At 45.9% G+C, this 22,315-nt stretch carries 19 protein-coding genes and 1 other RNA gene; 10 read left to right on the top strand and 10 right to left on the bottom strand.

Annotated elements, in window-relative coordinates; all coding sequences use genetic code 11:
- Positions 1-14: 14 nt before the first annotated feature.
- The 5 genes from ABZR88_RS12310 to ABZR88_RS12290 all read right to left on the bottom strand — a co-directional run bounded on the left by ABZR88_RS12310 (position 15) and on the right by ABZR88_RS12290 (position 3,521).
- Positions 15-329 carry a phosphoribosylpyrophosphate synthetase gene (locus ABZR88_RS12310; RefSeq protein WP_107827052.1) on the bottom strand — a complete coding sequence of 105 codons (315 nt, stop codon included), beginning with the start codon at positions 327-329 and terminating at the stop codon, positions 15-17.
- 377 nt (positions 330-706) lie between these two features.
- The gene (locus ABZR88_RS12305; protein WP_107827053.1) at positions 707-1,861 is read right to left on the bottom strand and encodes a metallophosphoesterase; all 1,155 of its coding nucleotides are present in this window, start codon (positions 1,859-1,861) and stop codon (positions 707-709) included.
- 144 nt (positions 1,862-2,005) lie between these two features.
- Positions 2,006-2,305: a transcriptional repressor gene (locus ABZR88_RS12300; protein ID WP_107827054.1), complete on the bottom strand. Its 300-nt coding sequence runs from the start codon at positions 2,303-2,305 to the stop codon at positions 2,006-2,008.
- Between the two features lie 110 nt (positions 2,306-2,415).
- Entirely contained in the window at positions 2,416-2,853 is a 438-nt protein-coding gene (locus ABZR88_RS12295; protein WP_107827055.1) for a PepSY-like domain-containing protein, read from the bottom strand.
- Between the two features lie 71 nt (positions 2,854-2,924).
- Positions 2,925-3,521, bottom strand: coding sequence for a phosphatase PAP2 family protein (locus ABZR88_RS12290; RefSeq protein ID WP_107827056.1), 597 nt, complete (start codon positions 3,519-3,521; stop codon positions 2,925-2,927).
- A gap of 136 nt (positions 3,522-3,657) precedes the next feature.
- On the opposite strand from ABZR88_RS12290, the gene ABZR88_RS12285 reads away from it, so the two are divergent.
- From ABZR88_RS12285 to ABZR88_RS12245, 9 genes are all read left to right on the top strand, one after another.
- Positions 3,658-4,335: a response regulator transcription factor gene (locus ABZR88_RS12285; protein WP_107827131.1), complete on the top strand. Its 678-nt coding sequence runs from the start codon at positions 3,658-3,660 to the stop codon at positions 4,333-4,335.
- Positions 4,332-5,588: a HAMP domain-containing sensor histidine kinase gene (locus ABZR88_RS12280; protein WP_107827057.1), complete on the top strand. Its 1,257-nt coding sequence runs from the start codon at positions 4,332-4,334 to the stop codon at positions 5,586-5,588. The genes ABZR88_RS12285 and ABZR88_RS12280 overlap by 4 nt, the downstream gene beginning before the upstream one ends.
- A 46-nt stretch (positions 5,589-5,634) precedes the next feature.
- The gene (locus tag ABZR88_RS12275; protein ID WP_107827058.1) at positions 5,635-6,870 is read left to right on the top strand and encodes a TolC family protein; all 1,236 of its coding nucleotides are present in this window, start codon (positions 5,635-5,637) and stop codon (positions 6,868-6,870) included.
- An 8-nt stretch (positions 6,871-6,878) separates the two neighbouring features.
- Entirely contained in the window at positions 6,879-7,817 is a 939-nt protein-coding gene (locus ABZR88_RS12270; RefSeq protein WP_107827059.1) for an efflux RND transporter periplasmic adaptor subunit, read from the top strand.
- On the top strand, positions 7,814-10,855 hold the full coding sequence (locus tag ABZR88_RS12265; protein WP_245916987.1) for an efflux RND transporter permease subunit: 3,042 nt from the start codon (positions 7,814-7,816) through the stop codon (positions 10,853-10,855). The genes ABZR88_RS12270 and ABZR88_RS12265 overlap by 4 nt, the downstream gene beginning before the upstream one ends.
- Positions 10,856-10,911: 56 nt before the next feature.
- Positions 10,912-11,928 carry a YncE family protein gene (locus ABZR88_RS12260; RefSeq protein WP_107827060.1) on the top strand — a complete coding sequence of 339 codons (1,017 nt, stop codon included), beginning with the start codon at positions 10,912-10,914 and terminating at the stop codon, positions 11,926-11,928.
- A gap of 214 nt (positions 11,929-12,142) precedes the next feature.
- Positions 12,143-13,210: a hypothetical protein gene (locus tag ABZR88_RS12255; protein ID WP_146166472.1), complete on the top strand. Its 1,068-nt coding sequence runs from the start codon at positions 12,143-12,145 to the stop codon at positions 13,208-13,210.
- Positions 13,211-13,368: 158 nt separating this feature from the next.
- The gene (locus ABZR88_RS12250) at positions 13,369-14,247 is read left to right on the top strand and encodes a helix-turn-helix domain-containing protein (protein ID WP_107827062.1); all 879 of its coding nucleotides are present in this window, start codon (positions 13,369-13,371) and stop codon (positions 14,245-14,247) included.
- Positions 14,248-14,305: 58 nt separating this feature from the next.
- Positions 14,306-15,310, top strand: coding sequence for a multidrug resistance efflux transporter family protein (locus ABZR88_RS12245; RefSeq protein ID WP_107827063.1), 1,005 nt, complete (start codon positions 14,306-14,308; stop codon positions 15,308-15,310).
- An 86-nt stretch (positions 15,311-15,396) separates the two neighbouring features.
- Here the strand turns inward: ABZR88_RS12245 and ABZR88_RS12240 are convergent, their stop codons facing one another.
- From ABZR88_RS12240 to ABZR88_RS12220, 5 genes are all read right to left on the bottom strand, one after another.
- Positions 15,397-16,134 carry an SDR family NAD(P)-dependent oxidoreductase gene (locus ABZR88_RS12240; RefSeq protein ID WP_107827064.1) on the bottom strand — a complete coding sequence of 246 codons (738 nt, stop codon included), beginning with the start codon at positions 16,132-16,134 and terminating at the stop codon, positions 15,397-15,399.
- Positions 16,135-16,236: 102 nt separating this feature from the next.
- Positions 16,237-16,806, bottom strand: a complete 570-nt coding sequence (locus tag ABZR88_RS12235; RefSeq protein WP_107827065.1) for a Crp/Fnr family transcriptional regulator — start codon at positions 16,804-16,806, stop codon at positions 16,237-16,239.
- A gap of 19 nt (positions 16,807-16,825) precedes the next feature.
- On the bottom strand, positions 16,826-17,080 hold the full coding sequence (locus ABZR88_RS12230; RefSeq protein WP_107827066.1) for a hypothetical protein: 255 nt from the start codon (positions 17,078-17,080) through the stop codon (positions 16,826-16,828).
- Between the two features lie 42 nt (positions 17,081-17,122).
- The gene (locus ABZR88_RS12225) at positions 17,123-18,949 is read right to left on the bottom strand and encodes an ABC transporter ATP-binding protein (RefSeq protein ID WP_107827067.1); all 1,827 of its coding nucleotides are present in this window, start codon (positions 18,947-18,949) and stop codon (positions 17,123-17,125) included.
- Between the two features lie 160 nt (positions 18,950-19,109).
- Positions 19,110-21,719 (bottom strand): hypothetical protein, encoded by a 2,610-nt coding sequence (locus tag ABZR88_RS12220; RefSeq protein WP_107827068.1) that lies wholly within the window; start codon positions 21,717-21,719, stop codon positions 19,110-19,112.
- 189 nt (positions 21,720-21,908) lie between these two features.
- Between ABZR88_RS12220 and ssrA the strand changes: the two genes are divergently transcribed.
- Positions 21,909-22,276: a transfer-messenger RNA gene (gene ssrA, locus ABZR88_RS12215) on the top strand.
- Positions 22,277-22,315 lie beyond the last annotated feature (39 nt).

Raw genomic sequence — 22,315 nt, 5'->3', positions numbered from 1 at the left:
TTTAACTTAACATTTCAAATTCGCCTTGCGCTGAGCGTAGATTGGTAAATGAAAGATAGCGTAACCGCTACTTTACCATCCATGTCAACCAGCGTTCCTTTAACGCCGGATATTGGTGAAGAGATGGCATAGAGCCTTGTTTGGCTTTCGTACCCGTTTGGCCCATCAAACCAGTACGATTCATCTACATGAAATTCTTCCGGCTCAAACCGCATATCAAATTCGCCGCTATATAGACAGTGAATTTCGGTTTCCGTGGTAAAATCGGCATTGTAGCCCTTTTGCCTTAGCGCAGCCAAAGCATCTTCGAGTGATTGATAGTTGGTCATGGCGTAAGTTTTAATTGGTTAGCAATATGATTGATGGCTGATGGTTAGTCAGCCTTAAAATACAATCAGTAATTAGCCATATCCGTAGCAATGTTTTACCAAAATCAGTAACTCATCTTCCAAACGGATGGCTTCATCTAAAAACTCGCCGCCTGCATCGTTATCACATTAAATTGTTTTATTCATCGTTTCCATCTTTGACCAAAGATGGGCAGTATTGATGCGATTTAATGCATGACGGGCAGATTCCATCAAAAACTATAACTATAATATATAAAGATAACTTAATTTTTGCTAAATGCTACCAAAATAATATCTATCTCTCATCATTTTACTGCCTAATAAGGCCGTAAAGACTAATACACACTATAATATTTTTAACGTACTGCCAGACTAATGGTTTTGCTTTCGCCGAAAATAACTTTCTGTGTTGCATCATTAGGTTTGGTGTTCCACAAACATTCGCGCACGGTTAGGTTTTGGCTGGCAGGGTCAAGACTGATTAGTTGGAAAGAGAGTTTGGTCTCATCTTTTGCAGAATATTTGCCTTTCATAGGCGAGTCTACACGGAATACCGGCAGGTTAACATCCTTATCCGGGCCATGGTAGGTATAAAACTGGTTCCAGTTGCTGTTGCCGTGGAAATAAGCTTTGATGTTAGGATGTTGCTTCAAAAATTTAACCCATTCGCGCTGCTCAATGTTGGTTGCGGCGTCTTCTTTGCTCACTTCTTTTCCGTCTTTGTACACTTCTGAAACAAGGTTTTCAAACTTGCTGCCTGCGGGGAAAGTGCCCGGCGCAGCAGGATTGCTAAAGTGTTTGGCCTCGCATTCAGGCTGATCATGCGTAAAAATTACCACCGGGGTTTGAGGTGATACTGTTTGCAGGTCTTTCGCCATCCAAACGCGCTCGGCAGAATCGGGCCACAACGTAATGAACATAAAATGTATGCCGCCAATATTATGCGAGTAGTTTACCTTATCTTTTTTATAATCAAACTGAGCATTGGTAAGCGGCTGGGCTGGATGCAGCATCAGGTTGTAGATCTGCACCATAGCCGTTGGATCTGTTGCCGGTACCATTTTTTTGGTGAAGCCGATAGCGTTAGAAATATCATGATTACCCGGTACCATTAACAGGGTAGCAGGCTGATCCTGATGGCCTTTTAATTTAACACTGTTGCCATAAACACTGATGAACTGCTGCCATGATGCGGTTGCGCTTTGGTAAGGCGGTTCCTCGCGGTTGGCAATATCGCCGGTTTGTATCAGGTAGTCAACGGCCTCAACGGGTTGTCCGGCATTGATGCCTTTATCTTGAGGCAGGCGCTGGGTAACCAGATGATTCATTTGATCAATCATGGCTGCGTTAACTTTAACGCCTGCAACTGCGGTATCGCCACGAAATTTCTCGCGGAAGATGCCGAAGTGTGCGTCAGAACTAAATAGAATGTTAATAGTTGTGTTTTTTTGCGCGAATAATGCCAGGGGAAGTGCCGAGAACAGAAGGCAGAGGCTGAGTAGTTTCTTCATTTATAAACGTTTGCGCAAAGATCAGCTTAAATTCTGTACACAATCTGCAAAATGCGGCCTAAAACAAGCTGTGGTGTTATGCTTGTGTTAAGTGTGTGTTATTAAATTTAATTAACGGCATTTTTAAGCGCCGGAGCGATAATATTAGCTGTTGGTGTTTCTTACCGGCCAATATTCATAAGCGTTTAGTGAAGGATTAAAATTCCGGTCGGCAAACCCAAGATCAAGCAATAATTTAAGGGTATTATAAACGGTTTCGCGGCTCATAGATACGCCTTTGGCGCGTATTTGCAACCATAGGCTTTCGCCGTCTGCAGGAGTGGTAAGCCCGTTAAAATAGTTGTAAAATGCGTCTCGTTGCGTGGTCCATACCTTGCCGGATGCGCGCAGTTTACCTATTATAAAAGCCAGATCTGCATCTCTTAGGGGAAAAGGTTCTGCCATTTGACTGGCTATTATAAGACTCAATTCTGTAGAAAAACTGAATTTTTATAGAAAAAGCCCGTTATGAACGGGCTTCTCTAAAAACTGAACAATTTGCTGATTAGGTATGGTTAGTCGTTTTCTTTGCTTGCTTGCATAAAATTGCCTTTGTCGTCAAACACCACCTCCAGCTTTTTGATCTCGGCCTCATAAGTGGTTTTGCCTGTGGCATGGGTTACCTTGCCCGCTTCGCTCACCTTCTTACCGGCGTAGTGTGCTTTGATATAGGCCTGGGCGGGTGCAGGCAGGGCAGTGGGTTCAATGGCTTCAACCTGTTCTACAAATTCGCCTGTTGGTGTAAACGTAGCTGCCATGTCTTCGCCTGATTTGCCTCCCCAATTGGCCTCAAAATTTCCTTTTTCTTTTTCCCAGGTTATTTTGGTTGCCTGCGGATATTTAGCTTTTAAAGCCGAGGCTACCGCTGCAGGTACCATTTTGGTTTTTTGCGCCATTGCTGATACGCCCATCAGTACAGCAGCCATTGTTAACATTGCTGATCTTCTTTTCATAATATCTGTTTTTCACAAGGTTAACTACCGATCCTGTTGGCATTTGGTAAATTTTCTGTACAAAAATTGAATTATGGAATTTTCTTTTCAAGCCAGTGCTGCAGCTTAAAAGTCAAGAAGGCCGAACCCGCACCAATTACCGCCCCTGCCAATACATCGCTTGGATAGTGCACGCCCAGGTACATGCGCGAATAACCTACGGCACCTGCATAAGCAAAAGACGGCGCAATAACATACCATTTTGGAAATGCCAGGCTGAGCGATGTGGCCGTGGCAAACGCGGCAGAAGTGTGTCCGGACGGAAAGGATGAATCGGTTGAATTCATTTTTCCGGTGATGATATTCGGGTAAGCCAGGTAAGGGCGTTGGCGGTGTATCACATCCTTTAATAAAACAGTTGCGCCCTGAGATAACAGTACCGCGCCGCCGGTTTCAAAAGCTTCTGCCTTTAAAGTCTGATTATGTTGTGCAATGCCGGTGATGAGCATGGTGGCAGGAGTGGCCATCACAAAAACATAATCGCTGTTAGAAACACCGCGCCACAAGCCATCGGCAGAACCAGTCGGGCCGTTAATGTGTTGTAGCAGGCGCAGGTCAATATTTTGGGCAATTACGGGTTTTGCAGTTAGTAAAGTAAGGCAGATAAGTAGAGATCCAAAAATTCGCATTTGCGAATGAACGGCCAAAATCTGTAGAAAATCTGGTGAAAAACGTGTTTTGAGGTTTGTGCCGTACTTTGTATGTTTAGCCCTATATTATTATTCCAAAATTTATACAGAATCAATGGCGAGCTTTGAAACCGTTGTGAAAATACTGGTAGTAGAAGACGAGGCCGGACTGCGAGACAGCATCCGGGATTATTTTGCAGAAGGTGGTAACGTTTGCGAAACCGTAGGCGATTACGCATCTGCGCTGCAAAAAATTAACATGTACCGGTATGATTGTATCCTGCTGGATATTACCTTGCCCAACGGTAGCGGTCTGGATATTTTAGAAGCGCTGAAAGCTAACCATCATCCGGATGGCGTGCTCATCATCTCAGCTAAAAACTCCTTAGATGATCGCCTGCAAGGGCTTGACCTCGGCGCCGATGATTACCTCACCAAACCTTTCCATCTTTCTGAACTGAAGGCCCGTGTAATGGCCATTGTTCGCCGCAAATCTTTTAACGGTAACCGGGAGATTGTTTTTAACGAGATTACGGTTGATCTGCTGGCTAAACAGGTGCTGGTTTCGGGCATGCCGGTTAAGCTCACCAAAAAAGAATATGCGCTGCTGCTATATTTTATAGCCAACAAAAGCAAGGTGATTTCTAAAAATGCCATTGCCGAGCACCTTTGGGGTGATGAAATAGATATTTCTGACAACTTCGATTTCATCTACTCTCACATTAAAAATCTGCGCAAAAAACTGATTGATGCCGGCAGCGGCGATTACATTCAATCTGCCTATGGTATGGGTTATAAGTTTACAGACCATTGAAACTGCTGGATCGATACAACCGCGTAAGCCTGTTGGCCACTATTTCTATGATAGTGATTGCCGGGATTGTCTATTACTTCACCATCAGTCTTATCCTTACCAACCAGGTTGATAAAGATTTGCTGGTTGAAGAAAACGAGATCTTTGATTATGTTGGCCTAAATCATCGCCTGCCGCAGGTATTTAAGTCTGATGATCTGAAAATTCGTTTTACCGCTATTCCGGATAGTACAATTGTAAGACGGATAGCCGATAGCCATTTCTATGACGACCAGGAGCATGAAGACGAAGCTGCCCGTATGCTCACCAGCTCTGTCAGAGTAGGGGCGCAGCTTTATCGTATTAATATTACCGAATCAAAGGTTGAAACGGATGACTTGATCAGGATGATCTTCCTGATTACGTTGGGGCTCATTTTTGTTTTATTAGTGGTGCTGTTACTTATCAACCGCACCCTGATGCGCAAATTATGGGAACCATTTTATGAAACACTTAAGCAGATTAAACTATTTAACGTGGCCGATCGTAATGGCATCTGCCAGGTTGATACCCGTATAGATGAGTTTCAGGACCTGAACCGGGAGGTAACCGCCATGTCGCAACGTGTGCTTCATGATTATCAGTCGCTTAAAAGTTTTACCGAAAACGCATCGCATGAGTTGATGACCCCGCTGGCGGTGATCATCTCCAAACTGGAAACCCTGATGCAGGATAATGATATAACCGAAAGGCAGGGTGCCCTGATTGGCGAAGCTTACCAAACGGTAGATCGTTTGAAAAAATTAAACCGCTCAATGCTATTGCTCTCGCGCATTGAAAATAAATTGATGCACGATGCAGAAGATATTGATCTGCAAGACACTGTTCGTAAAAAGATCATCGAGTTTCAGGAACTGCTGGCTGACAAACATATTGTCATCCGTGAAGAGCTGGAGCCGCACCACATCAAACTTAATCGTGATCTGCTGAATATTATGCTTAACAATCTGTTGGGCAACGCCATTCAGCACAATCGCCCGGGCGGACGTATAGTAGTACAATTAACCGGCCAGCAGCTAAGCTTTTGTAATACCGGTACGGCAGTATCGCTCAATCAACAAACCATTTTTCAACGCTTCCATAAATCGCCAGAATCTGAGGGTACAGGCCTCGGGCTGACCCTGGTAAAACAGATTTGTGATAACTACGGTTTTGCCCTCAGCTACGCGTTTAATGACCAGTTACACTGCTTTACGGTTGTATTTGTAAATTAGTTATCGCATCCAGATTTTATTCAGATTTGTCAGCTAAATTAGGGGCATGAAGCGATACTTTCTATGCCTGCTGTTTTTGCTTACAGCGTTTTACAGTAAGGCACAAAACCGCAGTCTAGACGATTTTATCCAGTCGGCAGTTACCAGCAGTCCACTTATTCGGGATCTTAACAATCAGATACTTTCGGCTCAGATAGACAGTATTCGCCTCAAAGCCGGTTTTAAGCCGCAGGTTACCGGCAATGCGTTGGGTTTGTACGCCCCTGTGCTAAATGGTTACGGTTACTCAACCGCCATTACCAATGGCCAGCAATTAACCGGTTTGGTTACGGTTGATAAGCAATTTATCGGCAAAAGTTATCTAAATGCGCAGGTGCAGAGTATTCTTAACCAGAAAGATTCGCTGCGCAATTCTATCCGCCTCTCTGAACAGGATTTACGCAAAACCATAGCTGCACAATATATTACTGCCTACGGCAGCCAGGAGCAACAGCGCTTTACCCAAGATGTTGTTGACCTGCTGAGTAAAGAGGAGCAGGTGCTACTAAAACTAACCCGCACCAATGTTTATAAGCAGAGCGATTACCTGGCTTTTTTGGTAACCCTGAAGCAAGCGCAACTACAGCTTAGCCAAGCCCGATTGCAATATAAAGCCGATTACTCGACCCTTAAATATTTAGCCGGCATCCGCGATACTACTTTAGACTCGCTGAACAGGCCCGATATCCGCCCGGCTTTTCTGGCAGATAAAACGCAAAGCATCTTCTTTAAGCAGTTTCAGTTAGATAGCGTCCGTTTGCGCAACTCGCACCAACTGGTAGATTATAATTATAAACCCAAACTGCATGCTTTTGTAGATGGCGGTTACAATTCTGATCTTACCGAGGAGTATTATAAAAACTGGGGCGCCAGCGTGGGCTTTGGTTTAAGCATCCCTATTTATGATGGCGGTCAGCGTAAACTGGCGCATCGTAAAATTCAACTGGAAGAGGATACCCGTCAGCAATACAAACAGTTTTTTGATCAGCAATACACCCAACAGATCCACCAACTGCGTGAGCAGATTACCGGATATGATAGCCTGCTGGCCGATATCCGCAATCAGTTCAGGTACTCAGAGTCATTAATTAAGGTAGATACCAAACTGCTGCAAACCGGCGACCTGAAAATTGCCGACCTCATCCTGGCGGTAAACAATTACCTGTCTGTTAAAAACTTGCTCAGCACCAATACCATTGCCCAACTGCAACTCATCAACCAATTGAATTACTGGAATAAATAGCCATAAACATGTACAAACACAAATATATTTTACCACTATTGGCGTTTTGCGCCGCATCTGTTTTGAGCGCCTGTAGCGGCGGCAAAGATGCCGGCGACGATGAAGGCAGCACTGCAAACGCTATTACTCCTGTTACCATCACCCATATTGAAACCGGTGCCGTATCAGACACTATTTTGCTTAACGCCACATCAACCTTTTTACAGCGCAGCTATGTAAAGGCCAATGCCATAGGCTACGTGGAAAAAGTGAATGTTAAGCCAGGGCAGTTTGTGCAAAAAGGGCAGTTGTTGTTTGTTATCAAAACTAAAGAGTCGCAAAGTATAGGCAACGCTATTAACGTGCTGGATACTACTTTTAGGTTTTCTGGTATGAACCGCATCCGTGCGGCATCAAGTGGCTATATCACACAGCTAACCCACCAACTGGGCGATTACGTGCAGGATGGCGAGCAAATGGCCGTAATTAGTGATCATAACAGCTTTGCCTTTTTATTGCATGTGCCTTATGAAATGCACCAGCTAATGGCGCATAACCAAACTATGCAACTTACTTTGCCTGATGGCGCTAAGCTAACCGGACAAGTAGCATCGGTAATGCCTAATGTAGATACTCTATCTCAAACCCAGGGATTGGTAATTAAAGTAAACAGCGCACAACCGCTGCCAGAGAATTTGATAGCCAAGGCCCGCATTATCAAAGCGGCAAAAGATAACGCGGTGATGTTGCCAAAATCAGCCGTGTTATCAAACGAAACCTTGTCTGAGTTTTGGGTAATGAAGCTGATTAACGATAGTACCGCGGTAAAAATACCAGTAACTAAAGGAATCGAAACCAATTCAAGAATAGAGATCACCTCGCCGGCATTTCAGGCATCAGACCGTATTGTGGAGACCGGTAACTACGGACTGGCAGATACAGCTAAGATCAAAATCACCCGACCATGAAAATGCATCCTGATTTCTTTGTCCGCTATAAAAAGCCGGTCAGCCTGCTGCTGTTAATCATGCTGTTGGGGGGCGCGTTTGCATACTCGCGTTTACAAACATCTCTTTTCCCGGATATAACCTTTCCTAAGATCAAGATCATTGCCGATGCTGGCTTGCAGCCGGTTGATAAAATGATGGTGACGGTTACCAAACCGCTGGAAAATGCGGTTAAACAGGTGCCAGACTTGCAATACGTTCGCAGTACAACCAGCAGAGGTAGTTGTGAGATCTCGGCCTTTATGAACTGGGATGCCGATATAGATCTTAGTCAGCAGCGTATAGAGTCGAGTATCAATCAGATCAAAAGTTCGCTCCCTCCGGATGTAAATGTAACGGTAGAGAAGATGAACCCATCTATCTTGCCCATAAGCGGTTATACACTGGAAAGCCACAACAAATCGCCGATAGAACTAAAGCAGATTGCCAACTATGTGGTTAAGCCGTTCCTCTCGCAGGTAACCGGTGTGTCTGAAATTCGTGTTATTGGTGGTAAAAATAAAGAGTACTGGCTGGTACTGGATATCCAGAAAATGAGCAGCCTGGGCATTACACCAGATATGGTGACTAATGCGCTCAATCAAACCAACTTCATCAAATCAGAAGGGTATATCTCGTCCTACAAAATGCTTTACCTCACGGTAATGAATGCCACCGTCAACGCCCGCGATCAGCTGGCCGAAATGGTGATCAGCAACGACCGTAAACGCGTAGTGCAGCTAAAAGATATTGCCGATGTGCAGATCAATCCGGGCATTGAGTACACCAAGATCAACGCCAATGGGCATGACGGAGTGCTGATTGCGGTAGTTAAACAGCCCAACGCTAACCTGGTAAGCGTATCGACAGATATGGGCCAAAAGGTTGCCGAACTGCAAAAGATCCTGCCGGCAGGTGTAACCATTAAGCCTTACTACATACAGGCTGATTTTGTGAACACCGCCATCCGCAGCGTGAGCGATTCATTGTGGGTGGGTTTGTTGCTGGCTATCATTGTGGCCATCCTTTTTTTGCGTTCTGTAAAGGCCAGTGCAACTATTTTGATCACTATCCCGGTTACCCTGGGGCTAACGCTGTTGATCCTATACATATTGGGCTATACCTTCAACATCATGACGCTGGGTGCCGTAGCTGCGGCCATCGGTTTGATTATCGATGATGCCATTGTGGTGGTAGAGCAAATTCACCGTACGCATGAGGAACATCCTGATGAACCGACAACGTCTTTACTGCATAAGGCTATCAACTATTTGTTCCCGGCTATGTTGGGGTCGTCTATCAGTACCATTGTAATTTTTGTGCCGTTTATTTTGATGAGCGGTGTGGCGGGGGCCTACTTTAAGGTGATGACCAGCACCATGATTATTACGCTGGCAGCATCATTCTTTGTTACCTGGATTGGGCTGCCTATGGTGTATCTACTGCTGTCTAAAGACAAGCCACGGTCCGGAGTAAAAGAAGAAGAACATCACGTAAAGAAACAGCGCTGGGTATCATTCTTTATTCATAAGCCTATTATCAGCATTGTTTTTTGTTTGGGACTGATAGCTGTGGTGGTATTTATTCCGGGCAGATTGGAGAGCGGTTTCTTACCGGATATTGACGAAGGAAGTATTGTGATGGACTACAGCTCGCCGCCGGGCACCTCGCTGGATGAAACCGACCGTATGCTGCGTGAGATTGAAAAGATGATCATTAAACATCCGGAGGTGGAGGCATACTCGCGCCGTACGGGTACGCAGATGGGTTTCTTTATTACCGAGCCCAATACCGGCGATTACCTCATCCAACTGAAAAAGAATCACAAGGAAACTACCGATGAAGTAATTAGCGATCTGCGCAGCAAGATTGAAGCCACCCAACCTGCCCTCCGTGTAGATTTTGGCCAGGTAATAGGCGATATGCTGGGCGACTTAATGACATCAACCCAACCCATCGAGATCAAAGTTTTTGGCGATAACCAGCAAACGCTGCAAAAAATATCTAAGCAAATTGCCGATGTGGTAAGCAGCGTAAAAGGTACCGCCGATGTTTTTGACGGCGTGGTAATTGCCGGTCCGTCGGTAGAACTCGATCCAAACTTTGCCAAGCTGGCGCAGTATGGCCTAACGCCAAACACCCTTCAAACCCAGGTGCAAAACGCGCTTGATGGTAATGTGATGGGTAACCTGGTAGAGAAAGAGCAGTTATCGCCCATCAGAATGGTTTATCCGGGTAACCGTACGTTGGATATTAACGGACTGCAAAAGCTCAATGTTTTCCTGAATAACGGTCGACTGCTGCCACTGCAGGAAGTAGCCAAAGTAAACGTACATGCAGGCGACGCCGAGATCCAGCGCGAAAACCTGCAAACCATGGGCGTAATTACCGGTCGACTGGATAATGGCAGCCTGGGCAGTGTAATGCAGGTGATTCAGAAAGATATTCAAGAAAAGATCACCCTGCCATCTGGCTATCATATTACCTATGGCGGTGCTTATGCAGAGCAGCAGCAATCGTTCAAAGAGTTGCTGATCATTTTGGTTACTGCAAGTATGCTTGTGTTCTGCGTTATCCTGTTTTTGTTCAGGCAGGTGCGGGTGGCATTGGCTATTTTAGCTATAGCAGTACTGGGTATTGCTGGTAGCTTCCTGGCCTTGTTTATTACCCATACCCCGTTGAACGTAGGCAGTTACACAGGACTGATCATGATTGTAGGGATCATCGGCGAGAACGCCATCTTCACCTTCTGGCAGTTTAAAGAAAGCGCGCTGCAAAGCACGGTTGATGATGCCATTATTTATTCTATCTCTACCCGTTTGCGTCCTAAACTGATGACCGCGCTCGGGGCCATCATCGCCTTGATGCCATTGGCGCTGGGGATAGGGGCAGGGGCACAGTTGCACCAACCTTTGGCCATTGCGGTAATTGGTGGTTTTGTTATTGCCTTGCCATTGTTGCTGATTGTATTGCCTAGCATGCTGCGTATTATTTATGGTAAAAAGCTGGTAGAAAAATAAGCCGCGATATCCAAAATTTATACAGATTGTTTATTCAACTTGGAAAAAAAATCGAAATGAAAACATTGAAAGCAATACCCCTTTTATTAACAGCCCTTGCACTGGCAGGCACTGCCAGCGCACAGAAAACCGGCTTGCATGTGGCCAATAAGTTCCCTATCAAAAGTAGTGGCGGTTGGGATTACATTACCGTAGATGCTCAAGGCAAACGCCTGTTTGTTTCGCACGGCACACAGGTAAATATCCTGAGCACCAGTGGCGATTCATTAGGAGTGATTAATAATACTCTCGGCGTGCACGGCATTGCCCTGGTTAGAAGCTTGGGTAAAGGCTACACCAGCGACGGTAAAGCCAATAGCTGTACGGTATTTGATCTGAAAACTTATAAGCCCCTGGGCAAAGTAGAAACAGGTACCAACCCTGATGCCATTTTTTATGACGAATATTCAAAAAAAGTATATGTTTTTAACGGCCGCAGCAAAGATGCTTCGGTTATAGATCCGGCTACAGACAAGGTTATTGCCACTATACCCCTGGGTGGCAAGCCTGAGGCCGGTGTGTCTGACGGCAAAGGTCATGTATACGTTAATTCTGAAACCACTAACGAGGTAGTAGTAATTAACGATAACACCTTTAAAGTAGAAAAACGCTACAAGCTTGATGGCGAAGAACCATCTGGTTTGGCAATGGATGTGGCTACTAATCGCCTGTTCTCTGGTTGTTCAGGTAGTGGTGATTTGGTTGTGCTGGATGCTGCAACCGGTAAAAACCTGGCCAAATTTAAAACCGGCGATTGCGACGGCGTTGGCTTTGACCCGGCCCTGAAATTGGTTTATAGCTCTAATAACGAAGGTACCCTTTCTGTAATCAAAGAGGTGTCTGCCGATAAATTTGTAAAGGTAGAAGACGTACCAACCGAGCCTAGCGCCCGTACCATTGGTGTGGATGAGCTGACCCACAAAATTTACCTGCCTGCCGCCAAAACAGAGGCAGTAGCAGCAACGGCAACCGAGCCAAAACCACGACCAAAACAAGTACCTGGTTCTTTCCATGTAATTGAAGTTGCCAAATAAGAACTGGCGCAAAAGATAATAATAGGGATTGAATAGAGTGATTGAAGAGGGCTGCCGATAGGCGGCCCTTTTGTTGTTTATGCTCAGTCCTTTAAATGTTGGATGTTTGACGTGGATGTGAGCAATGAATGGATGTTATCTGCGTTTTTAGCTAAAAGCTAAATCAAAACTGGTTGTTTAATTAGGTGTTTTGCCAAAATCGGTTACTTTTGCCATGATGGATATCAATGAATTTGAAGCGGGGATGCTCGATGCAGTTTTGGAGGCGTTTGCTGGTGCTGATCAATTAAACCAGGCGCAGATCCTAGAGCTTTTTGGTGGCGATGAGGAGCTGGCTGCTGTAATTGTAGATGTGCTGGTAGATGTTGGTCTGGTGGTAAAGTCAGGACGCGAGACTGCACACGGTTTGCCAGAACTGATTACCCGCGATAGCATGGCTGTTTCGTTCCTGAGCAATGGCGGTTTCTCAGCACAGGTAGAACCGCAGGAAACAGAGGCGAATGGTATTGTAGATAATGTTAACGAGCCAGCGCGTGCAAATGCAAAGAAACCATCCCTTTTTTCAGAGCCTGAGGTAGAACCTGTGGCGGAGGACTTGCAGAAAGCGCAGGCTCCATTAATAACCAAAGAAGTATCCAATCAAGATAATCTTGTTGACGAAGCAGCAGATGAAGAAGTTAAAAAGACATTGACTACTCCACCCGCCAAGCAAACAAGAGAAGTGATTTTTGAAGTTGAGTTCCCGGCAGAGCAAGAATCATCTGCACAGTTCCAAATGTCGTTCCAACCGTCGGTGGAAGAAGAGGAAGAACAAGAGCAATACGAGTTACTGGAGACTAAAGAGGAAGAACAGATTGATCTGCCTGCTGCATCAGTTGAACCTCCGGAACCTGAAACTGCTGCCGTGAATGCTGATGAAGTAGTAGAAGAGGAGCAGCAACTTGTTGAAAATGAACAGGTATTGCAACCTGGGCCTAAGTCTGTGCCAGAGCCAGAGCCTATGCCGGTTGCTCAAATTGATATCCTTGAACAAGTCATATTTAAATCGGCAGAGCCCGAAGTACAATCCGCACCGTCACCTGATGTAGAGGCACTAGAGCGCGAAATTGCCCGGTTGCGTAAAGATCAGGCACGTACGGAAAACAAGTTGCGGGAGAAAGATACCATGATTCACACCCTGGCTACGCAAAATGAGCAATTAGGAAAAATGAGAACGTTTATCTGGGTATTGCTCGGATTAATTGGTGTACTCATCTTGATGATGATCTTTAAGAAGCACTAAAAGCACAAACTTGTTTTAGGTAAAACCAAACTGGAAGAGTTTGCCAGAGCATTTTAAGCGATAAAACAATAAGATATGAGGAGCTCGATTTAACACAATCGAGCTTTTTTCTTGTAAATAAACTTTAAAGCATCAATATTTAACCAATTAAATCTGCCATGCCTCAAAGAGATAAATCCGTCGGTAACAAGGGTAATGCTTTGCCGCTTCAAAAATTGCTGGAGGGGGATTACCTGCGTGTGATGGAGATGCATGAAGATTTTAACAGCTTATCTGAAGTGCCGCACCGGCACGATCATTATGAATTGCTGCTGATCACCAAAGGGCAGGGGAGTCATTTTATCGATTTCAAAGAATATGAAGTGAAGCCCGGGCGCCTCTACTTTCTGCATCCCGGACAGGTGCATTTAATTGACAGGTTTAAACGCCACGGCTGGCTCATTATGTTTGGCGAGGAGTTGTTCAAAAAGTTTCTGGAACTGCACCGGCATGAAGACGAGGTGGGCATCCTTGATTTCTACACGCCTTACCCGTTTATTGATCTGCAAGGGCGGTTAGCCAATCTGTTTCAGCAGGTGATTGAGCAATTATCCATAGAGTTATCGGCTGAAAAAGTCCATGCGGGTATTCTGTTCCATTATGCGGCGTTGTTGTTGCTGGAGGCAAATCGTGCGCATCAGCGCCAGCACCCAAAAAGTTTGGCAGATCAAAGCCATCGCGCGGAGTTTCATCAGCTGCGCCAGTTAATCGAAGCGCATTACAAGCAGGAGCATCTGGCTTCATTTTATGCGGAAAGGCTACAGGCTGATATCAAAAAGCTCAATCGCATCTGCCGGGAGAGCACCGGCTTTACCGTGGCAGAATTGCTGAAAGAGCGATTGCTGACCGAAAGCAAAGTTCAACTGCATATTTCATCATCATCAGTTAAAGCCATAAGTTATAGTTTAGGCTTTAATGACCCTGCTTTCTTTGGACGATTCTTCAAGAAACACACAGGTCTCACACCGGCGGAGTTTCGTGATCTGCGACTGATATAATCCGTAAACTACCCGAAAAGTACCAGATTGGCGTGCGTTAGCGAACTAATTTTGCAGCATGACAGCGCAGAAGAAGACGTTAATTGCCATTGCCTGGGGTATAGGTGCATCCGTATTCCTTTCATCTACCTTTATCATCAACAGCCTCATCTCTGGCTCCGGTGGTTATTGGGCGTGGACGGCCGCTTTACGCAGCACATTTTTAATTCCTATCCTGGGTGGGGTGTTGCTGTTCAAACGGCAGTTATGGAGCACGCTGAAAACCATTGGGCAATACCCTATGCTTTTCTTTAAATGGGGTACCATTGGCTTTGGTGTACTGTACACCTTTCTGGCGCTGGCCTCGCTATGGGCGCCGGGTTGGTTGGTTGCGGCGGGTTTTCAGCTGAATATTTTGGCAGGGATACTGCTGGCACCATTGATCTATCCTGATCATCGGCGGGCCATTCCCAAACGTCCGTTGCTTTTAACCTTACTAATACTAGTCGGCGTTGTGATGATGCAGTTTGAAAAACTCCGGAGCCTTGATCACGCGGGTAGCATGTTGTTAAGTTTAGGATTAGTGCTGGTAGGTGCTATTGTATGGCCGCTGGGCAACCGTAAACTACTGGTTGATCTTGAGCACAAGAAAGTAGAATTAAACGCGCTACAGCGTGTACTGGGTATGACCATTGGTTGTTTACCGCTGCTGATTGTGCTTTGCGTTGTTGGTTATGTTAAATCAGGGGCGCCCACATATACCCAATGCCAGGCATCTTTGTTATCAGCTATTTTTTCAGGATTAATAGGTGGGGTTAGCTTTTATCAGGCTACGCAATTAGTAAGTAAAAATACCGTAGCGCTGGCCGCTATTGAAGCCACACAGGCGTTGGAGATTTTATTTACGCTGATTGGCGAAATGGTGCTGAAAGGAGTAGGGCTACCCGGTTTATACGCTCGTCTGGGTTTTGTAGTAATTACGGCCGGTCTGCTCATTCATTTCTGGAACACCTGGAACCACGGCCGGTCAGAGCATCAAAAAGAGCGTTTATTAGCTGCGGAGTTAAGCTCGTTAGCGGCTTAATATGGTATCTGGATAATCTTTATAAAAAAGCAAGTCGCCTCAAACTAGGGCGACTTGCTTTTTTGTGCGGACCGGTGATACTTTAATTAGATCTGCGCCAAACCACCATCAACAAATAGTTCGATACCAGTGATGTAGCTGGAATCTGTTGACGCCAGGAACAGGGCGGTAGAAGCAATCTCTTCAGATTCGCCAAAACGGGCCATTGGTATTTTGGTGGTAAAGGCGTCCCTTACGTCCTGAGAGATCCCGTCAAATGTTGCGGTATCTATAGAACCCGGACTGATTACGTTTACACGGATTTTGCGCGATTGCAATTCCAGGGTCCAGGTGCGGGCCAGTGAGCGCAGGGCTGCTTTGCTGGCGCTATAGATGCCCATGCCAGGCAATCCTTTAACGCTGGCAATAGAGCCGGTCATGATGATGGATGCGCCATCACTTAACAGCGGCAACGCTTTTTGTACGGTGAAGATGGTGCCTTTAACGTTCACATCAAAAACACGGGTGTACTCTTCGGGAGTGATGGTTTCAATGGTTTCTGTCCAGTGGCCAACACCTGCGCTGGCATAAAGTACGTCAACGCGGCCGTGTGCTTTTTTAATGGTATCAAACAGGCGGGTCAGGTCTTCCAGATTGCCGGAGTCGCCTTGTACGCCGGTTACGTTTTGTCCTATTTCTTTAACGGCAGCGTCAAGCTGCTCTTGTCTGCGACCGGTGATATATACGTATGCGCCTTCTTTTACAAATAATTTGGCGGTGGCCAGAGCCATGCCGCTGGTTGCGCCGGTAATAACGGCTACTTTGTTTTCTAATTTACGTGACATGATATTTTGCTTTTGTTATGAAGCAAAGTTGCCCCGAAATGGCCACCTGGAACGATGAGGTTTGTTAAGAAAAAAATTGACAAATGTCAATCGTCGCGTAGGTTAGCGTTTGTTGCGCAAGCGACTTAAGGTTTCTGGTTTGATGCCCAGGTATGAGGCTATCATGGCCTGTGGAGCACGTAGGGCAAAGGCAGGGTAACGCTGTACAAAATTTTGGTACTTTTCCTCAGCAGTGCTGCTGATAGCTTCGTGAATGCGGTTTTGTGAGGTAATGAAGCTTTTATCAAGAATCTCGCTGATCATTTTCTTGAAAGCCGGCAGCTTTTCCATCAGCATATCCATAGATGCTTTTTCAAATAACAGCACTTCGGCATCCTCAATAGCATCAATGTTAAACTTGCTGGGGTTGCCGCTCATAAGGCTTTCGCGGTCGCTAATCCACCAGTCTTCCATAGCAAAGCGGATGATATGCTCATTGCCTTTATCGTCAACAGCGTAAGTGCGCAGCAGGCCTTTGGTAATAAAGCAGTGGTGACGGCACACATCGCCCTCTTGCAGCAGGTATTGGCGCTTGCGCAGCTTTTTGAGTTTGGCAACAGCTTCTAGCAGGGCAAACTCTTCTTCACTCACGGTTGCATGGCGCAAAACATAGGCCTTAAATACCTCAAACATGCTGGCTAAAGTACAAAATTTATCCCTTGCCAAAGGTAAAGCCAACGGCCTTCGGTTCTTCTTTTTCTTTGACCAATCCCTGAATATAAAGTTGCTCATCAATCAGTTTGTAAATGAGCGAGTTTTCATCAACATGGTAATTGGTGTCTTTAAACTGATCTTTCAATTTTTCAATAACCTCTTTGCGATCAAAACCCGGACTAACTTTTAATAGCTCGTTTTGTTCTGTAAGGTTGATGCCTTCAATTTTGTATAAGAATATTTTAGTCTGCATGTTTTTATCTGAGTTTGATAACGAAACAAGTTTAAACTGGTTTTATTGATACCCTGCCGCCTGCAATTGAAACAACTCGGCATAGCGGCCACCATGGGCCAGCAATTCTTGGTGTGAGCCAATCTCTGCTATTTCGCCCTTATCCAGCACCACAATCCGGTCGGCCATGCGGACGGTGGAGAAGCGGTGGGAGATAAGTACAGCCATTTTGCCCCGGGTTAGCTCGGTAAAACGCTCAAACACCTGGAACTCTGCGCGGGCATCCAGCGCGGAGGTAGGCTCATCCAGAATGATGAGTTGCGCATCGCGCATATAGGCACGGGCAATGGCCACTTTTTGCCACTCGCCGCCAGAGAGTTCAACACCGTCCGAGAAACGTTTACCCAGCATTTGGTTGTAGCCGGCCGGTAGCTTTTTTGCCAGCTCGTCTGCCAAACTTTGCCTGGCCGATCTTTTGATCAGTTCTTCGTTTGTCTTTTGATCAATATTGCCTGCCGCGATGTTTTGCGAGAAGGTCATTTGGTAACGCAGAAAATCCTGGAAGATGATACCGATGTGCTGGCGCAGATCATTTAAATCATATTCCCGCAGATCGTAGCCATCCAGCAGGATGCGGCCTTCGGTTGGGTCATACAATCGCGCCAGCAGTTTTACCAGTGTGCTTTTGCCAGCACCGTTTTCGCCAACAAGTGCCAGTTTCTCTGCCGGGCGCAGGGTGAAATTGAGATTACGGTTGGCCCAACGCTCGCTGTTTAGGTAACGGAAGCCCACGTTCTCAAACGTAAATCCCTGTTTGATGGGGTTTGGAAAAGGACGCGGTTGATTGGTGTTGTGGATTTGCGGTTCGATCTCAAAAAACTCAAAGAAATCGCTCAGATAAATAGCGCCTTGCGATACGGTGGTAAAACGGCCCAGGATGCTTTCCAGCAGGGTGCGCAACTGGCGGAATGATCCGGCGAGGAAAGTTAGTTCACCAATGGTCAGCGCACCTTTGACAGTTTGCTGAATAATGAAAACGTAAGCGCCATAATACCCCACGCTGCCTAGCAATGCAAATAGGGTACCCCACAACGAACGTTTGACCGAGATGCGTTTGTTATCGACATAAAACTTGTCTGACAGCGTCTTGAACCGGTCTACAATAAAGCCCGACAGGCTAAACATTTTGATTTCTTTGGCCGTCTCATCACTGGCGCCAATATAGCGCAGGTAGTCCAGTTCGCGCCGATGCGGTGTCTGGCTGCGGCTCAGCGCATAGGTTTCGTCGTTAAAATAAGATTCTCCTAAAAATGCCGGTAGTATGGCAATCACCAGCAGTAAAATCAGCCAGGGATTAAAAACAACTAACCCGGCGGCCAGGAAACCAATAGTAATCAGATCTTGTATCTGGCTCATTACCTGAGAGAGCAGCACCGTGCGGCCCACAGTTTGCTGCCGTGCACGCTCCAGTTTATCATAAAATACGGCATCCTCAAACTGATCAAGATCTAGCGTTGCGGCATGCTCCATAATACGTACCGAAGTGTGGTTGGCGAAAAGATCGCCCAACAGACTATCCATCAGCGTAATGGCACGCGATAAGCCGTCAGACAATATGGCCAGTACAAATTCCACGCCGACCAGTTTCCAGAGATGCACTTCTGCGAACGAACTGTGGTTGCGATTGAGTTGTAATACCTGATCAATAATCAGTTTGCCCACCAAGAGTAATAAGAACGGAATGGCTGCCTTGGCAAAACGCAATAAAATGTTGGCCAGCATCATACCCGGTCCAGACTGCCAAACCAGCTTAAAAAATGCCGGCAGGTTGCGCAGCGCCCGCAGCCGGTCTTTCATGGTGATATTGTTGATCGTATTTCTTTTCGCCATTGGTTCTTAAAATGACGAAGTTAGCAGGATTGTAGTTGTATGGCGATTGCGAATGATTTTCTGGAATTAGGATGACAAGATGAGGGAAAGAAATGAAAAAGGAGCCGATCTATCGAACGACTCCCTTAAAAAGTATCTGATTTGTAGTTAGGTGCGAAAACTACTGTTTCAAATTAACAATCACGTAAGGGGTTTCTTTATTCAGATCTGGGTAAATGAACCCCTTGTTGTTTTTATCCATCAACTCTATCAGATACATTAAATCCCATTTCGGGTTTATCTGATCAGCCGGTATAGTAACCTGATAAACATCTTTTTGACCAGTCGCCTGCATCGGTAAGGTCTGATAATCCAGCGTTTGGTTTACACTACGGTAACGCAAATGCACCCATTTTATGCCTGCTGGTGCAGTTACTTTGATGTTGATGGCAATGGGTTTGCCAACGGGAGCGCTGGTTACGGGTGTATGGCTTATAGCGAAGTATTTACTGTTATCGGCATCGGTGGCTGGTTTGTAATGAGGCGCTGGTTTAATGGGGCCGTTTGCCACAAATGTTTTTCGTTGGTCTTGCAGTTTTGCCAATCCGGCCTTTAAAGCAACTAATTCATCGCGCCAATGGCCCGAAAGCCCCGGCCTGCCTATCAATATCCTATCTGCATAAACATTGCCCGCTGCGTTTACCAGTTGTTGCCAGGCATCAATAGCTTGTTGCTCATGGGCAATGGCCGCATCTAAAGCCGATACATCCTGCGTGCGCAGGAACAGGCAATAGCTAACGGCGGCAGGTACTCTGCGCGAATGATACAATGCCAGGTTGGCCAACATCTTCATATCAACCATTGTTGAGTTGAACTCTTTATTGTTTTTGGTACCGATGGCTTTCTCGGCCTCATTAACTTTTTCAAGTATGGTTGCCGATGTTTGCGCCAGCCAGTAGCTGCTGGTGGAAGGTAGGGTTTTGGCGGTTTCAAGATTGCCTAACAGCACCTGGGCCTCCTCATCAAAACTGGCAAATTGCTGTATGTCGCTGCCCTCGGCTTTGGCGTATAAAGGTAAATCGCCAAGGCGTTGCTTTTCTACCCACGCGGCCGTGGTAGGGAAGAAGCTATATGGGTAGCATGATGCCACAATGCGCGGCAGCACCCAGCTGGCCTGCTGCAACGTAGATTCTACAATAGGTGCAGCTTTGGCGCCGAAACGATGCTCAAACTCCTTGTCCCACACGTCTGTCTGCGTTTTGGGGTCATAGCCAATCAGCCCAAACATCTGGTAAAAATTCCAGTAGCGCTCAAACTCATACTGGTAATATTGATACTGAGGGTTTAACAGGTCAAATGGTTTTACATCATGCCACTGCGATTCCATCTTGGTTGCCAGTGGTTCATAAACCTCGTAGGCACTGCTGTTGTATAGGTGCGCACTCTCCGCAAAACGACGGGCATAATCAGGGCTGCCCCAAAGGAATACCCGGTTAGTGCCGCCGTTCCATAGCTTCCATAATATCTGGTAATGTTGCGGATAGGTAAGCATATCCGCATAACCATGCCGGCGATTCTTTTGATCTTCCCGGTTAATATGGGTAGGATGATAGGGTAGCCCCATCTGTTCCATCCAATATTTGGGTGCGATTCGGAATTTAACGCCCATAGCAGTAGCGGCGTGAATCAGTGTATCGGTTAACCCCTTGGCATGGATATCTACCAGCATATTTGGGGCGCTCTCTTTTACGGTACGCAAAAAGTTTAAGCCGAATTCCAGTAGTTCGCTGTCGCTCAATCCGCCTTCGTTGTTGTCTTTAAATAACACGGCGTCAAGATTGGGGATCACTTTTACAAACTTGTCAAATGCCGCCTTGGTGTAAGCTTTCAAGTTACCGGCATTTAAGCCACTCACTTGCCAGGGCAGGGGTTGCCCTTCTTTAAAAGCAAAGTCAGGATTGCCTCCGGTCTGAACGCCACCACGATACATATGATCCCAGATACCCAGCCGTACGCCAATGCCACGATCATGCGCTATTTGTATAATATGATTCATGGTGGCCAGGTTGCGCTGTTGTTGTTCGGGCGTGATATCGGCAATTTTTACATCAGGGAAACCATCTACATTAAAGAAGTAGGGATAGCATGGAGCCATAAACCCACCGTTCTCATACCCGAACATAATCTCGAGCATATTGAGCCGGTCTTGCGCCATCATATCAAAATAGGTGGTCCAGTAATTGTCGTCATAAAAACGGCTTTCCCAATACCGGCGGTTCATGGTGTACATAGAGATGCCGCGCTCCTTTACATCTGGCTTTTGGGTAATCTCCTTAACATAACGCATGGGCTGCTGCCTGGTGCTCCAACTGATACGATTAGCTACGTCCAACAGGGCATACATGGCACCTTTATCATCACACCCGGCAATTGCCCAAAGCGGTTTGTTTTTATAGATGCTTTTATGGATACTCAGCGCTTCAGATTCGGGCGCCGTTTTGTATTTCTTCAATATTGAGCCAATCTCACCGTTCTCAGATGTTAATCCGGCTACAATAAGGGTTTTTCCCTTTGCCTTGCTAAGCGAGGTCACTTGTTCAAACGGGATGTGTTTTGCCGTAAGCGCACCGGTTAGTTTAGTTAAACCATGCAGAAAAATAACGCTTTGAGGCTTACTGCTTATAATAGATACTTGAGGGGGGGCTGCGGCTGCTATTGATAGCTGGACAATGAACAGCAATGGCAAAGCAACAAGTGCCGACTTCTTGGCAAATCGTAACAGGCTTTTCATAATAAAGGGTGGTATAAATGGTGTTGGTTATTACTAATATAAGTTGTTTAGTATTTGGCATTGGTAGTTAACTCAAAAGTTACATAGAGTACAATCCCCGGAGATTTAATTTGATGGCAAGCTTATCGATTAGTATATTTGTATTCTGATTTAACTGCACTGGCCACTGGTTACTGCGAACTCAGCAATGGGGTCGACCGGAATTGACAGGATGGAGATGATCAGGTAAGCACGCAGCGCGTTGGGTGAATTAGCGCTTTAATCTGAACGCTCAAAACTACAAATGGCGAAAATAACTACGCCCTGGCTGCCTAATTTAGAATTAGCATAGCCTTTGTCCCGCTGGTTTTTGTTCTATCGAACCAGCACCAGGGGCATCGAACAGATTGAACTGGTTTGCCGGTGATGCGAAAGGCGAACGAGACTAAGCATCTACGGAAGAAGGTATAGGTGAGTTACTGACCTTCCCCTTCCCGACAATTTAACAGAACTAAGCGCGTAGAAAGCTTGAATTATACCATGTTTGGACGAGGGTTCGAATCCCTCCGGCTCCACCCAGAGGGATTTTCTCAGAAAATCCCTCTTTTTTTTCATAT

It is taken from the genome of Mucilaginibacter yixingensis, from assembly GCF_041080815.1.
Classification (GTDB): Bacteria; Bacteroidota; Bacteroidia; order Sphingobacteriales; family Sphingobacteriaceae; genus Mucilaginibacter; species Mucilaginibacter yixingensis.
This window is presented reverse-complemented; position numbering and strand designations above follow the sequence as displayed.

Bases quoted from the DNA above. Each gene is read 5' to 3' on its own strand.
- ABZR88_RS12310 (WP_107827052.1), bottom strand. From the start codon at position 329: ATGACCAACTATCAATCACTCGAAGATGCTTTGGCTGCGCTAAGGCAA.
- ABZR88_RS12305 (WP_107827053.1), bottom strand. From the start codon at position 1,861: ATGAAGAAACTACTCAGCCTCTGCCTTCTGTTCTCGGCACTTCCCCTG.
- ABZR88_RS12300 (WP_107827054.1), bottom strand. From the start codon at position 2,305: ATGGCAGAACCTTTTCCCCTAAGAGATGCAGATCTGGCTTTTATAATA.
- ABZR88_RS12295 (WP_107827055.1), bottom strand. From the start codon at position 2,853: ATGAAAAGAAGATCAGCAATGTTAACAATGGCTGCTGTACTGATGGGC.
- ABZR88_RS12290 (WP_107827056.1), bottom strand. From the start codon at position 3,521: ATGCGAATTTTTGGATCTCTACTTATCTGCCTTACTTTACTAACTGCA.
- ABZR88_RS12275 (WP_107827058.1), top strand. From the start codon at position 5,635: ATGAAGCGATACTTTCTATGCCTGCTGTTTTTGCTTACAGCGTTTTAC.
- ABZR88_RS12270 (WP_107827059.1), top strand. From the start codon at position 6,879: ATGTACAAACACAAATATATTTTACCACTATTGGCGTTTTGCGCCGCA.
- ABZR88_RS12265 (WP_245916987.1), top strand. From the start codon at position 7,814: ATGAAAATGCATCCTGATTTCTTTGTCCGCTATAAAAAGCCGGTCAGC.
- ABZR88_RS12260 (WP_107827060.1), top strand. From the start codon at position 10,912: ATGAAAACATTGAAAGCAATACCCCTTTTATTAACAGCCCTTGCACTG.
- ABZR88_RS12255 (WP_146166472.1), top strand. From the start codon at position 12,143: ATGATGGATATCAATGAATTTGAAGCGGGGATGCTCGATGCAGTTTTG.
- ABZR88_RS12250 (WP_107827062.1), top strand. From the start codon at position 13,369: ATGCCTCAAAGAGATAAATCCGTCGGTAACAAGGGTAATGCTTTGCCG.
- ABZR88_RS12245 (WP_107827063.1), top strand. From the start codon at position 14,306: ATGACAGCGCAGAAGAAGACGTTAATTGCCATTGCCTGGGGTATAGGT.
- ABZR88_RS12240 (WP_107827064.1), bottom strand. From the start codon at position 16,134: ATGTCACGTAAATTAGAAAACAAAGTAGCCGTTATTACCGGCGCAACC.
- ABZR88_RS12235 (WP_107827065.1), bottom strand. From the start codon at position 16,806: ATGTTTGAGGTATTTAAGGCCTATGTTTTGCGCCATGCAACCGTGAGT.
- ABZR88_RS12230 (WP_107827066.1), bottom strand. From the start codon at position 17,080: ATGCAGACTAAAATATTCTTATACAAAATTGAAGGCATCAACCTTACA.
- ABZR88_RS12225 (WP_107827067.1), bottom strand. From the start codon at position 18,949: ATGGCGAAAAGAAATACGATCAACAATATCACCATGAAAGACCGGCTG.
- ABZR88_RS12220 (WP_107827068.1), bottom strand. From the start codon at position 21,719: ATGAAAAGCCTGTTACGATTTGCCAAGAAGTCGGCACTTGTTGCTTTG.